This is a genomic window from Corynebacterium sp. HMSC055D05, assembly GCF_001810365.1.
Classification (GTDB): Bacteria; Actinomycetota; Actinomycetes; order Mycobacteriales; family Mycobacteriaceae; genus Corynebacterium; species Corynebacterium coyleae.
The window spans coordinates 18726-31239 of the sequence record NZ_KV801046.1 but is presented as its reverse complement, the minus strand read 5'-3'; the positions used below and the strand labels follow the sequence as shown (position 1 = coordinate 31239).

Here is a 12514-nt window from a genome sequence, read left to right as displayed (position 1 = left end):
CCGATAGCAGACACACATTTTGTCGCTTAACCCACGATCCCCTACCCCCAAGATTTTGAAAACCGGCCCTGGACTGACTACTCAAGATGTAGCCTAGCGGAACCGGTCGTTGTGGTGGCCAATTTAGCGCACCCGACCCCCTAGGTCACCTTCCACCCCTTAAAAGGGGTAACGCAGTAAGGCCCGACCCTTACACCTCGTAGACGGCGCCGGCCTGCCCCAGCAGAATCTCGCCATCAAACTCAGTACGGGCTGCCTCAAGCACACTGTGCGGGTCAGTCCACGGTTGAATGTGCACCAGCACCAGCGTCTTCACCCCGGCTTCGCGGGCGAGGCGTCCCGCCTCCTTGCCAGACATGTGCATGCCTTCGGCTTTGCCTTCCGACGACGCACCCCAGGCTGCTTCGCAGAGGAACAGGTCGGCGCCACGGGCGGCGTCGATAAGCGACGGCGTGTAGCTCGAGTCTCCCGAGAACGTCAGCACCTTGCCGTCAGCGTCCTCCACGCGCAGCGCATGCGACTCCTGGGCCGGGTGGATCACTTCAAACGGCGTGACCGTCAGACCACTCAACGTCTCCGGCTCGCGGGTGCGCCAGGTGGTGAACTCGAACGTGTCGGTGCAATCGTCGACATCATCCGGACCATCGGCACTCATGCGGCCAAAGTGCTCAACCGCGTATGAAGGCCCGATAAGGCGGTGGCGCTGCTTCGCCGGTGCCTCCGGGTGGTATCGGCGCCACACCAACAGCGACGGGAAATCCGAGCAATGATCAGCGTGCAGGTGGCTGAAGATCACGTGGGCCGCAGCAGGATCGAACCGTTCCTGCATCGCGGCGAGCGCCCCCGGACCAAAGTCCATCACCACATCGGTTTCACCCGGCACCGAAATGACGTAGGAGGAGGCGGGGTTCCCCGGCGCGGCAAGGCTTCCGGAGCACCCAAGGATGGTCAACTTCATGGAAACACTGTGCCATGAATGCGCCCTAATTTCACACTGGATCGCCGAAGCGCACGGCGAGTTTTACAGTCTGTTGCCCACCGCATGCACCTGAGGGCCGAGGAATCGGCGGGCGAGCTCATCGAATGTGCCAGGATCTCCGGTGGATTCGAAGATGCGGATTGGGGCGGTGGTGTCGTCGCTAAGCAAATCGCTCTCCGTGAGCACGCGCAACACATCCTTCGAGGTTTCCTCCGCTGAGGACACGAGCGTGACATCATCGCCAACGGCAAGCTGGATCACGCCGGAAAGCAGCGGATAGTGCGTACAGCCGAGCACAAGCGTGTCCACGCCTGCTTCGCGCAGCGGCTCCACATAGCCGCGGGCGACCTCGAGCACATGCTTGCCGGAGGTCACGCCCTGCTCCACGAGGGGGACGAAATCAGGGCAGGCAACAGCGGTGACATCCACATTCGGGTTGACCGCGAAGAAGTCCTGGTACGCACCAGAGGTGACGGTGCCTTCGGTGCCAATGACGCCGATCTTGTTGTTTCGGGTGGTCGCCATCGCACGGCGTACTGCAGGCTGGATCACTTCGAGGACAGGGATGTTGTAGCGCTCGCGGGCATCATGGAGAAACGCGGCGGTGGCGGTGTTACACGCAATGACAAGCATCTTGCAGCCACGTTCCACCAGATCGTCAGCAATGCGCTGCGAATGAGCGCGCACATCCGCGATCGGCTGCGGACCGTACGGGCTATTGGCGGTATCGCCGATATAAATCAAGGATTCGCCCGGCAACTGATCCATCACCGCACGCGCCACGGTCAGCCCGCCGACACCGGAGTCGAACAACCCAATCGGCGCGTTGTTACTTACCTGGTTGCTTACCTGGTTACTCACCTGCGCGCCTGCTTTTCCGCAGCCTTCGCCTGCTTCTTCGCATGCTTTTTCGCGGCGAGCTCCGGCGGATCGTCAGACGTGATGATCATGCCGGCGACAATGCCACCGATCGCGCCGAAGAGGTGCGCCTGCCAACTGACACCCTCAGTGCCCGGCAGCACACCCCAAATCAAACCGGAGTAGAAGAAGCCGAGGATTAAGCCGGTAAGAATCTGACCAATCGAGCGGTTGAAAAAGCCACGCACCAACAGGTACGCCAACCAGCCATACACCAGGCCGGATGCACCAATGTGGTTCGTGCCAATACCGCCGAACACCCAGGTGCCGAGTCCGCCGATGAGCAGAACGAACGTTGTCACCTCCCAAAACACGCGCTTGCCGGAGTAACCGATGAGGTAGGCAAACAGCGCACCCGGCAGCGAGTTGGAAATGATGTGTTCCAGATTCGCGTGCAGCAGCGGCGAGGTGAAAATCATCGGCAGACCGTTGATGTCCAGCGGGTGTATGCCAAAGCCCTGCAGCCACGGGAAGAAGAGCTGGAGAATAAACACAGCCCAAATCAGGGCCAGGAAGCCACCTGCAAAGCGCAGCCCGGATTTGCGCTGCTGCCTGCGTTTGAGCGACCTGCTCGCCGGGTAACCCTGTCCCTGCAACCCCATGCCCGGCTGGCCGTACGGCTGACGCTGGTTGGCATAGGGGTTGTGTGGCACACCCGGCGCAGGCATGCCGCCGAACGCGGGCGGTTGGGTCTCTGGGTGGGAGAACGGACGCTGGAACGGCTTGCCGTAGCCGGGCTGTTCGGTGCGTCCGTAGCCCCAGCCTTCAGGGGTGTGGTGGTTGTTATTGTTCATCGTGGTGCAGCTTAGCTGCCTGCGCTAGGCGCGTGCGATGTCGCGCCAGGCGGTGATACCAAAGTCACCGGTTGCGTTTACTACAGCGTCCACGATTGCAGCCTGCACTGCTTGGGCGCCGGCTTCTCCGATGCGTCCGAAAGCTTCAACATCGCTGACCGGCTGCGCACCAGGTTGAGCGGTGGACACTGCGAACAACGTGTCGCCGTCGAGTGGCGAGTGCGCGGGGCGAATGGCTCGCGCGATGCCGTCGTGTCCGGTCATTGCCACGCGCTTGAGTTGTGGCTTTGTGAGCGGCGCATTCGTGGCAATCACACCGATCGTGGTGTTCAGTTTCGGTGTGGGGCGCTCAAGCGCGTTAAACCGCTCCAGGTCCACCGCGGGTTTCGCGCCATCGCCGTAGAGGAGCCCGGTGTGCTTATCGACGACCATCCCAACCGGATTGGCAACCACATACGCCTCAACCGTGTAGCCGTCCGTGCTCATCGTGCTCACCGTGGCCTGGCCAAACCCACCCCGCAGCACGCCAGCGGTTGCGCCACAGCCAGCACCGACACTGCCGGTCGCTCCTGCACCACCGTCGAAGGTGGCGGTGATCGCGGCTGCACCATCGGCCGCAGTGGGGCGGTGTGCCGGGTCGCCGACGACAAGGTCGAAGATCACCGCCGCAGGCACGATCGGCACCCGGGGGCCCGGCATGTCTTCGCCGAACACCGGAAAGCCCCAACCGCGGCGTTCCAGCTCGGCCATCGCTCCATCGGCGGCAGCAAGCCCAAACGCAGACCCACCGCACAGCATGATCGCGTGGACGCGCTCAACCGTATTGTGCGGCTCGAGCAAGTCAGTCTCACGAGTACCAGGGCCACCGCCGCGCACGTCGACGGCGGCAACCATGCCCGCCTCGTGCGGTGCGAGGATCGCGGTCACGCCAGTGTCCGCGAGTGAGATGTGGCCGATGCGGGCCAAGGGGTCGTCGATACGCATGCGCTCGAGCTAGCCCATCAATGCGTCGAGCAAAGAATCCTGACAGTACGCGAGCCACTCCACGAGCATCGCGCGCTCCTGCTGAGCGCCCTCGCCACCCGAAGTGTCAGCGGAAATGTAGAGGCGCATGTCGTTGACCGCAGCGATGAACTTGTGCGCGTCTTCTTCCTCGATGGTGACCTCAACGCCACCAGTGGGGCCGAGCGCCTCGTTGACCACCTGCAGATTGATCAACTTCGCACGAATGATGTCGTTTTCATGCAAGCTGCGCAACAAACCGTTGTCGCCCTCGAACTCCTCGTCGCCCTCACGCTCAAAGTCGGGCAACAAACGAGCCAACTTCGGATCCTGTGGCGCCTCCGTGTGCCCGGTGGAAACCCCCATCATCTCCGCGAACTCATCCTTCGGAGCCGACTGCGCACGTGCAATCAACGCCTCCGACACCGTCGCCGTGAGATCCCCAATGACCTCACGCTCCATCGGATCAAACGTGGTCGTGTACTTCGGGGTTGAACGCATCAACCCCTTCTTCTTACGCCAAGGCTGCATTCGTCTCCCCTACCCTGCCTGCTGCATCGTCGCCCACAGACCGGCGGTATGCAGTTTCTTCACGTCGGTTTCTACCTTGTCCTTCTCGCCAGAAGAGACCACAGCCTTGCCCTCAGTGTGGACCTGCATCATCAGCTCCTGGGCGCGCTTGCGGTCGTAGCCCAGCACCGTCTGGAACACATAGGTGACATAACTCATCAGGTTCACCGGGTCGTCCCACACAATGCACAACCATGGCAGGTTCTCGCTCGTGGCCACCTCGACATCGACGGCCTCGTCGAGCTCCGGGGTAGCCATCGGCGAACTCATATGCGCCGGTTCGGCAGCGTTGCGAGCTGAAGCAAACATGTGAACCACCTTACCCCGTCGGACGGGAGGGGACGGGAGGGTACGCTTGCACACCATGAACCAACCGCTGCCCTCTACCGCGTTTTTAACCGACATGTACGAGCTCACCATGCTCGACGCCGCCATCCAAGATGGCACAGCCGAACGCGAGTGTGTTTTCGAAGTCTTTGGCCGCCGCATGCCCAACGAGCGCCGCTACGGCGTCGTCGCAGGTACCGCGCGTGCCCTCGACGCAATTACCCGCTTCCGCTTCACCGAAGAGCAGATCGCAACCGCCGATTTCCTTTCCGATGCAGCACGCGAATATCTCCGCAACTTCCGCTTCTCCGGCCAGGTGGACGGCTACCGGGAGGGCGATCTGTACTTCCCGTACTCCCCAATCATGACGGTGCGCGGCACGTTCGCCGAGTGCGTCATCTTGGAAACTGTCATCCTGTCCATCCTGAATGCCGACTCCGCGATTGCCTCCGCCGCGTCGCGTATGGTCTCCGCGGCAGACGGCCGGCCGATTATCGAGATGGGTTCGCGCCGTACCCACGAAGAGGCTGCCGTTTCGGCTGCACGTGCGACCTACATCGCGGGTTTTGACGCAACTTCCAACATGGAGGCGTCGCTACGCCACGGCATCCCGGCGTCCGGTACTGCCGCCCACTCGTGGACGCTGCTGCATGTCGACGAGAACGGCCAGCCCGATGAAAAGGCCGCCTTTGCCGGCCAGATTAAGTCCCTAGGTAAGGACACCACGCTGCTGGTGGATACCTTTGACATCACCAAGGGCGTGGACAACGCGCTCGAGGTTGCTGGCACCGAACTCGGCGCGGTGCGTATCGATTCTGGTGATCTCGGCATCGTCTCACGCCGCGTGCGCAAGCAACTCGACGAGGCAGGTGCGTTCAACACCAAGATCATCGTCTCCTCCGACTTGGATGAGTTCGCCATCGCAGGTCTGCGCGGCGACCCAGTCGATGGCTTCGGCGTCGGCACCTCTGTGGTGACAGGCTCCGGCGCGCCTACGGCTGGCCTGGTCTACAAGCTCGTCGAGGTCGAAGGCCACCCCGTGGCCAAGCGTTCTTCCGGCAAGGTCACCTACGGCGGCGGCAAGTCTGCGCTTCGCGCGTACCGCTCCTCCGGCGTTGCGGTGGGCGAGATTATCCACCCGATGGGCGCCGAAATCCCCCGCAAGCCGAACCTGGACTACCGCGAGCTGACCGTGCCGATGATCCGCGACGGTGAGGTCCTGGACAACCAGCCAAGCATCGAGGACAGCCGAAAGCTGCACGCCGAAGCACGCACCACCCTGCCCTGGGAGGGCCTCGCTCTGTCGCGCGGCGAGGTTGCCATCCCGACCCGTTTTATCGGGTTTCCGGAGCCCACCGAGTAGGCCGTGGCAGACGAACCGCTTTCGCACAGCACAGGTGAGTTGCTTTCGGCTGCCGTCGAGTCGCTCGGCGGCTCGCGCCGGCCTGGCCAGGTCAAGATGGCCGACGCGGTCACTCGTGCGTTGGATTCCGAACGTCACCTTGCCGTTCAGGCAGGCACTGGTACGGGTAAGTCCCTGGCGTACCTGGTTCCTGCGCTCCGTTATGCACAGATGCACGACACAACCGTTGTGGTCTCCACTGCGACGATCGCGCTGCAGCGCCAACTGGTCGACCGTGACCTGCCGCGCCTTGCCGACGCGCTTGAGCCTCTCCTGCCCCAGCGACCAACCTTTGCCATCCAAAAGGGCCGTAACAACTACGTCTGTTTGCACAAGGTGCTTGCGGAGGACCCCAGCGACACCCTCATCGAGGAAGAGGATCTGACCTGGCTGGGCAAACACGTCAAGCGCGTCGCCGAGTGGGCACAGGACACCCCGACCGGTGACCGCGACGATCTGGTTCCTGGTGTGCCAGATCAGGCGTGGCGCCAAGTTTCGGTGACCTCCCGTGAGTGCTTGGGGGCGACGCGTTGTCCGCACGGCCAGGACTGCTTCGCGGAGATCGCCCGGGAGCGCACCAAGGACGTGGACATCGTGGTCACCAACCACGCACTACTGGCTATCGATGCCCTCGCCGATGTGGACGTGCTCCCCCAGCACGATGCTGTGATTATCGACGAGGCCCACGAACTCGACGGACGCATCACCTCGGTCGCTACCGCGGAGATTTCCGCACGCGCACTCGCCATGGCAGCTCGGCGTGCCGACAAGCTTGGCGCGAAACGCGAAACACTCGAGGACGTTATCGACGACTTCACCGCCGCCATCGACCTCGAAGCCCCCGGCCGGTGGGAAACCATTTCCGACCCGGCACGTGGTGGTTTTGTCGCTCTGCGCGACGCGTTGTGGAAGACCCGCCAGGCCATCGGCGAACCGCCCGAGGGTGAGGCCCAGAACGATCCGGAGAAGTTTGCGGAGCGTGGCAACCTGACCAACCACTTGGAGGATCTCCACGACGCGATCGTGCGCATCCTCGGTGTGTTCGACGAGCCGGATCCGGCCAAGCACACCGACGTTGTGTGGCTCACCCGCTCCGACCGCCACGGCGATTCCGTCTCCGTCGCGCCCCTGTCGGTCGCGGGGCTGCTCCACGAACGGCTTTTCGGGGAGCGCACCGTGGTGCTTACCTCTGCCACGTTGACGGTCGGCGGCAACTTCAACGCCATGGCCAGCGCCTGGGGCTTGCCGAAGGGCACCTGGGACTCGCTCGACGCTGGCACCCCGTTCGACCCCGCCAAGTCGGGCATCCTCTACACCGCGAAGCACCTGCCCACCCCGGGCCGCGATGGGCTTGCGAAGGAAACGCTCGATGAGATCGCGGACCTTATCACCGCCGCCGGTGGCCGCACCCTGGCACTGTTTTCTTCTCGACGAGCCGCCGAACAGGCCGCCGAAGCCATGCGGGCCCGCCTCCCCTTCGACATCTTGTTGCAGGGCGAGGACTCCACCGGTGTACTGGTGGATAGTTTTGCCAAGTCAGAGAACTCATGTCTGTTCGGCACACTGACGTTGTGGCAGGGCGTCGACGTTCCAGGGAGCTCGTGCTCGCTGGTCATCATCGATCGCATCCCCTTCCCCCGCCCCGACGATCCCCTGTTGCAGGCCCGAGCGAACGCCGCCGATGCCGCCGGCCGGTCGGGCTTCATGGAGGTCTCCGCCACCCACGCGGCGCTGCTCATGGCGCAAGGTGCCGGCCGCTTGCTGCGCTCCGTCAATGACCGCGGGGTCGTGGCAGTGCTGGACAATCGCTTAGTGACGAAGCGCTACGGCTCGTTTATCCGCCGCAGCCTCCCCGCCTTCTGGGATACCACCGACCCCGAGGTCGTTCGCGGCGCGTTGAAGAGGTTGGTGGCTAAGGGATAGCCACCACGGTGGTGGAACCGGGCGCGACCTCCGTGTAGCCCGCGTCTCGCACCGCGACCGCACCTGGCCGATCGCAGTACTCACGGAACTGATCAGCAGACACTTCACGCACGTTTAGCGGGAACCCCTGCTCGGCCCAGTCCAGCACCCACTCGAGGTCCTGCGCCGCAGCAAGCAACATTGAGGCGTGTCCTACCTGTGCGGCCGCCTTGCCCGCGGACATCGCAAGCGAACTGTCCACTGCGATCAACGGAGCACCCTCGACGAGCGGCAGGTCTTCGCCCTCCTCGAGTTCTGTGCCCTTGATCTGCAACTTGGCTATCGCATGTGGCACATCCCCTACAGCAGACGGAACAAACGCGCGTACCGATCCCACTGTCACCCCAGGTAACGCCTGCACGTCATCCCAAGCCTTGTTCCGTGCCCTCCGGGCAACCTTACGGATGCGGTGTGAATACCACTGCTCTACCCCGTCGCGCCAGAAGCCATCGATGCCCGCACGAGAGTCGAGGCATACGGCGACGACGGCGCGGGCGGCGCAAACAAGCACCGCGTTGCGGCTGGGCGGATCCTGCTTGGGCAGATTGATGGCGAGTTGCATCGCCTGCACTGTCGATGGGTCGTTTGGATCCTCGCTGCGTTGGCGGTAGTCATCTGCGACGCGTTCCCGCAGCAGCTCGTATGCGCTTGTGATTTCGGTTGTGGCGGCGTTCATCGTGGTTCAGGGTAGTCGACACAACAAAGCCCCCGCCGAAGCGGGGGCTGAGTTCAGGAGGCCAGTAGTCCGTTGCTACTTGGCTGGGGTGTTATGCCTCGCGGTGGCCAGTGTGGGCCTCACGACGCAGGGTCTCCACCATGTGCGGGTAGTGCAGCTCGAACGCAGGACGCTCGGAGCGGATACGCGGCAGGGAGGTGAAGTTATGGCGCGGCGGCGGGCAGGACGTTGCCCACTCGAGGGAGTTGCCGTAGCCCCACGGATCGTCGACGGTGACGATCTCGCCGTAGCGCCAGGACTTGAACACGTTCCAGATGAACGGCAGGAAGCCGATACCCAGGATGAAGGAGCCAACAGTGGACACCTGGTTCAGGAGGGTGAAGCCATCGGTGTCGAGGTAGTCAGCGTAACGACGCGGCATACCCATGTTGCCCAGCCAGTGCTGAACCATGAAGGTCAGGTTGAAGCCGATAACAACGAGCCAGAAGTGAATCTTGCCCAGCTTCTCGTCCAGCATGCGGCCGGTCATCTTCGGGAACCAGAAGTACACGCCAGCGGTGGAAGCGAACACCACGGTACCAAACAGGGTGTAGTGGAAGTGCGCAACCACGAAGTAGGAGTCGTGCAGCTGGAAGTCCAACGGCGGAGCAGCCAGCATAATGCCGGTCAGACCACCGAAGAGGAAGGTGAACAGGAAGCCCGTTGCCCACAGCATCGGGGTCTCGAACGTCAGGTGACCGTTCCACATGGTGCCGAGCCAGTTGAAGAACTTCACACCGGTCGGAACCGAAATCAGGAAGGTCATGAACGAGAAGAACGGAAGCAGGACAGCGCCGGTGGCGAACATGTGGTGTGCCCACACAGCCATGGACAGACCTGCAATAGCCAGGGTTGCGAAGACCAGGCCGATGTAGCCGAAGATCGGCTTACGGGAGAACACCGGGACGATCTCGGACACCAGGCCGAAGAACGGCAGTGCGAGGACGTACACCTCAGGGTGGCCGAAGAACCAGAACAGGTGCTGCCACAGGATCGTGCCGCCGTTAGCGGTGTCGTAGATGTGGCCGCCGATGAGACGGTCGAAGAGCACACCCATTGCAGCTGCGGTCAGCAGCGGGAAGATCATCAGCGCGATGATCGAGGTAACAAACACCGTCCAGGTGAACACCGGCATACGGAACATGGTCATACCCGGCGCACGCATGGTCAGCACAGTGGTGAGCATGTTCACGGCGGAAGCAATGGTGCCCACACCGGTAGCGCCTACACCGACAATCCAGAGGTTGGCGGAAACGGACGGCGTGTGCGTTGCGTCAGCCAGCGGCATGTACATCGTCCAGCCGAAGTCAGCAGCGCCACCCGGGGTAACGAAGCCGGCCAGCATGGCGATAACACCAACGGTGGTGACCCAGAAGCCGAATGCGTTCAGACGCGGGAAGGCCACATCAGGGGCGCCGATCTGCAGCGGCAGAACGTAGTTAGCAAAACCCCAAACGATTGGGGTACCGAATGCCAGAAGCATCACGGTGCCGTGCATGGTGAACAGCTGGTTGAACTGCTCGTTGGACAGGAACTGCAGGCCTGGGCTGAAGAGCTCCAGACGAATCAGCAGGGCCATCAGGCCAGCCACGAAGAACCACACGAACGACATGATGATGTACATGATGCCGAGGTCTTTGTGGTCGGTCGTGATGAGTTGCTTATAAAATTGCGAACCCTTGCGGGCATGGCCCGTCGGCTCGGGGCGTGTCGGCGGGACGTGATTGTCCAGCCTAGGGGCCCCAGGGGTCATTGAATCCTCCTGATTTCGACAACTGCACTTGACCCGAATTGCCTCGAATCACGCACAGCTGCCACGAGTGATACCGGATCAGCATAACGTTCTGCACACTGTTTTTCCAGCCTCTCCGAATACTGACCCCCTTGCGGGGTAAACCCCCTGCAGTTGACCCGCAGCGTTGTCACAGAACGCGAAAACGCCCCGCCGGTTGGCGAGGCGTCGTCGACAAGCAAAGTGCGCCTAGAAGTCCCAGTCGTCGTCCTGGGTATCCTCCGCACGTCCGATGACATAGGAGGAGCCGGAGCCGGAGAAGAAGTCGTGGTTCTCGTCGGCATTTGGCGACAACGAAGCCAAAATGGCCGGGGAGACCTTCGTCTCATCGGTTGGGAACAGTCCCTCGTAGCCAAGGTTGTTCAGCGCCTTGTTTGCGTTGTAACGCAGGAAGCGCTTCACGTCCTCAGTCCAGCCGAGTGGATCGTAAATATCCTCAGTGTACTGGTTCTCGTTCTCATACAGGTCGTACAGCAGGTCAAAGGCGTAGTCCTTGAGCTCTTCCTGACGCTCTGCAGACTCCTTGCGCACACCGAGCTGGTACTTGTAACCGATGTAGTAGCCGTGCACAGCCTCGTCGCGGATGATCAGGCGAATAATGTCGGCCGTGTTCGTCAGCTTCGAGTGCACGGACCAGTTCAGCGGCAGGTAGAAGCCCGAGTAGAACAGGAACGACTCCAGCATTACGGATGCAACCTTGCGCTTCAGCGGATCATCGCCCTCGTAGTAGGACAGGATGATCTTCGCCTTGCGCTGCAGGTACTCGTTTTCCTCAGACCAACGGAATGCCTCATTAATAGAAGGGGTATCCGCAAGCGTCATAAAAATGTTGGAGTAGGACTTCGCGTGCACCGACTCCATGAAGGCAATGTTGGTCAACACTGCCTCTTCGTGCATCGAAGTCGCATCCGGAAGCAACGACACCGCACCAACCGTGCCCTGGATTGTGTCCAGGAGCGTCAGGCCGGTGAACACACGCATGGTCGCGGCCTTTTCATCCTCAGTCAGCGTGTTCCAGCTCGGAATGTCATTGGACACCGGAATCTTCTCCGGCAGCCAGAAATTGCCCGTCAAGCGATCCCAAACCTCGAGATCCTTGTCGTCGGGCACATTGTTCCAGTTAATCGCCTTCACCGGTTTGGTGTGAGACTCAAGGTAACTCGCGTATTCGTCAGTCATGGCGACCATCCTACCCGAGACCCCCATAAGAGAAATCGGGCTTGAAATTGCATTGAATGAGCGTCTCAATGGCCTAAAATACTGACGAATTACACACAATTAGCTGCCTGAAGGAGGGCACTGTGACTTCGAGCGACAAGCGCTCACCCACGCAACCCCTACTCTCGTCCATCCTGGATGTGTTAGGGGAAGAGATCGTCTCGGGTGTCCAGCCGGAAGGCAACACGTTCACCCTTCATGATCTGTCCGAGCGTTTCGGTATCTCTCGCACGGTCGCGCGCGAGGCGATGCGTGCGCTTGAGCAGTTGGGGTTGGTGTCGTCGTCACGCCGCGTGGGCTTGAAGGTGCTCCCCCAGTCCGAGTGGAATGTGTTCGACCACCAAATCATTTCTTGGCGTTTGCGTAGCGACGAACAACGGCACGCCCAAATCACTTCCCTGCGCGAACTTCGCGACGCAATCGAGCCGTCCGCCGCGCGCCTCGCCGCGACGAATGCCACCCCTGCGGAAGCACGCGAGCTGTGCGCCCTCGCCGAGCGCATCGTGGAGCTCGCCGGTCAGGTCGCCGGTAACTCTGAGGAGTTCCAAGAGGCCGACGCCCGCTTCCACTCGTTGCTGCTTACCGCGTCACGCAACGAAATGTTTGTCCAGTTGACCCAGCCGATCATGGATGTGATGAAGGGGCGCTCCGAGTACGGCATCATGCCGGACGATCCGGAGATGAACACCATGAAGATTCACATCGAGCTCGCTGACGCGATCGCCAACAACGATCCGGATCGTGCAGAAGATGCTTCTCGACGACTCCTGCGCGGTGTCAACGAGTTCATGGAAATTTAACCCCCGGGGTTCCCGCCTCCTACAGGCGGGAACCC

General features: G+C 61.8%; 12 protein-coding genes. 3 read left to right on the top strand and 9 right to left on the bottom strand.

Annotated elements, in window-relative coordinates; translation table 11 throughout:
• Window positions 1–190: 190 nt before the first annotated feature.
• From HMPREF2734_RS03275 to clpS, 6 genes are all read right to left on the bottom strand, one after another.
• The gene (locus HMPREF2734_RS03275; RefSeq protein WP_070451229.1) at window positions 191–958 is read right to left on the bottom strand and encodes an MBL fold metallo-hydrolase; all 768 of its coding nucleotides are present in this window, start codon (window positions 956–958) and stop codon (window positions 191–193) included.
• Between the two features lie 63 nt (window positions 959–1021).
• Entirely contained in the window at window positions 1022–1840 is an 819-nt protein-coding gene (murI, locus tag HMPREF2734_RS03270) for a glutamate racemase (protein ID WP_070451231.1), read from the bottom strand.
• Window positions 1837–2499, bottom strand: coding sequence for a rhomboid family intramembrane serine protease (locus HMPREF2734_RS03265; RefSeq protein ID WP_070451271.1), 663 nt, complete (start codon window positions 2497–2499; stop codon window positions 1837–1839). Before HMPREF2734_RS03265 ends, murI begins: the two co-directional genes overlap by 4 nt.
• 216 nt (window positions 2500–2715) lie before the next feature.
• Window positions 2716–3675, bottom strand: a complete 960-nt coding sequence (locus HMPREF2734_RS03260; RefSeq protein ID WP_070451234.1) for a P1 family peptidase — start codon at window positions 3673–3675, stop codon at window positions 2716–2718.
• A gap of 9 nt (window positions 3676–3684) precedes the next feature.
• Entirely contained in the window at window positions 3685–4224 is a 540-nt protein-coding gene (locus tag HMPREF2734_RS03255; protein WP_070422591.1) for a DUF2017 domain-containing protein, read from the bottom strand.
• 9 nt (window positions 4225–4233) lie between these two features.
• On the bottom strand, window positions 4234–4533 hold the full coding sequence (gene clpS, locus HMPREF2734_RS03250; protein ID WP_070422616.1) for an ATP-dependent Clp protease adapter ClpS: 300 nt from the start codon (window positions 4531–4533) through the stop codon (window positions 4234–4236).
• Between the two features lie 94 nt (window positions 4534–4627).
• Between clpS and HMPREF2734_RS03245 the strand changes: the two genes are divergently transcribed.
• Together HMPREF2734_RS03245 and HMPREF2734_RS03240 are read left to right on the top strand one after the other, a co-directional pair.
• Window positions 4628–5953 (top strand): nicotinate phosphoribosyltransferase, encoded by a 1326-nt coding sequence (locus HMPREF2734_RS03245; RefSeq protein WP_070422592.1) that lies wholly within the window; start codon window positions 4628–4630, stop codon window positions 5951–5953.
• A gap of 3 nt (window positions 5954–5956) precedes the next feature.
• Window positions 5957–7915 carry an ATP-dependent DNA helicase gene (locus HMPREF2734_RS03240; protein WP_070569163.1) on the top strand — a complete coding sequence of 653 codons (1959 nt, stop codon included), beginning with the start codon at window positions 5957–5959 and terminating at the stop codon, window positions 7913–7915.
• Here HMPREF2734_RS03240 and HMPREF2734_RS03235 read toward each other — a convergent pair.
• The 3 genes from HMPREF2734_RS03235 to nrdF form a co-directional block, all read right to left on the bottom strand.
• Window positions 7905–8630 (bottom strand): peptidyl-tRNA hydrolase, encoded by a 726-nt coding sequence (locus tag HMPREF2734_RS03235; RefSeq protein WP_070569160.1) that lies wholly within the window; start codon window positions 8628–8630, stop codon window positions 7905–7907. The genes HMPREF2734_RS03240 and HMPREF2734_RS03235 overlap by 11 nt on opposite strands.
• Window positions 8631–8721: 91 nt before the next feature.
• Window positions 8722–10422: an aa3-type cytochrome oxidase subunit I gene (gene ctaD / locus HMPREF2734_RS03230; RefSeq protein ID WP_070569158.1), complete on the bottom strand. Its 1701-nt coding sequence runs from the start codon at window positions 10420–10422 to the stop codon at window positions 8722–8724.
• Between the two features lie 228 nt (window positions 10423–10650).
• Window positions 10651–11640: a class 1b ribonucleoside-diphosphate reductase subunit beta gene (gene nrdF / locus HMPREF2734_RS03225; protein WP_210384726.1), complete on the bottom strand. Its 990-nt coding sequence runs from the start codon at window positions 11638–11640 to the stop codon at window positions 10651–10653.
• 122 nt (window positions 11641–11762) lie between these two features.
• Here nrdF and HMPREF2734_RS03220 point away from each other — a divergent pair, with 122 nt between their 5' ends.
• On the top strand, window positions 11763–12479 hold the full coding sequence (locus HMPREF2734_RS03220) for a FadR/GntR family transcriptional regulator (RefSeq protein ID WP_070422597.1): 717 nt from the start codon (window positions 11763–11765) through the stop codon (window positions 12477–12479).
• Window positions 12480–12514: the final 35 nt, after the last annotated feature.

What these genes read in the sequence shown, in the direction of transcription:
- HMPREF2734_RS03275 (WP_070451229.1), bottom strand. Translation starts at nt 958, where the DNA reads ATGAAGTTGACCATCCTTGGGTGCTCCGGAAGCCTTGCCGCGCCGGGG.
- HMPREF2734_RS03265 (WP_070451271.1), bottom strand. Translation starts at nt 2,499, where the DNA reads ATGGGGTTGCAGGGACAGGGTTACCCGGCGAGCAGGTCGCTCAAACGC.
- HMPREF2734_RS03260 (WP_070451234.1), bottom strand. Translation starts at nt 3,675, where the DNA reads ATGCGTATCGACGACCCCTTGGCCCGCATCGGCCACATCTCACTCGCG.
- HMPREF2734_RS03255 (WP_070422591.1), bottom strand. Translation starts at nt 4,224, where the DNA reads ATGCAGCCTTGGCGTAAGAAGAAGGGGTTGATGCGTTCAACCCCGAAG.
- clpS (WP_070422616.1), bottom strand. Translation starts at nt 4,533, where the DNA reads ATGAGTTCGCCGATGGCTACCCCGGAGCTCGACGAGGCCGTCGATGTC.
- HMPREF2734_RS03245 (WP_070422592.1), top strand. Translation starts at nt 4,628, where the DNA reads ATGAACCAACCGCTGCCCTCTACCGCGTTTTTAACCGACATGTACGAG.
- HMPREF2734_RS03235 (WP_070569160.1), bottom strand. Translation starts at nt 8,630, where the DNA reads ATGAACGCCGCCACAACCGAAATCACAAGCGCATACGAGCTGCTGCGG.
- ctaD (WP_070569158.1), bottom strand. Translation starts at nt 10,422, where the DNA reads ATGACCCCTGGGGCCCCTAGGCTGGACAATCACGTCCCGCCGACACGC.
- nrdF (WP_210384726.1), bottom strand. Translation starts at nt 11,640, where the DNA reads ATGACTGACGAATACGCGAGTTACCTTGAGTCTCACACCAAACCGGTG.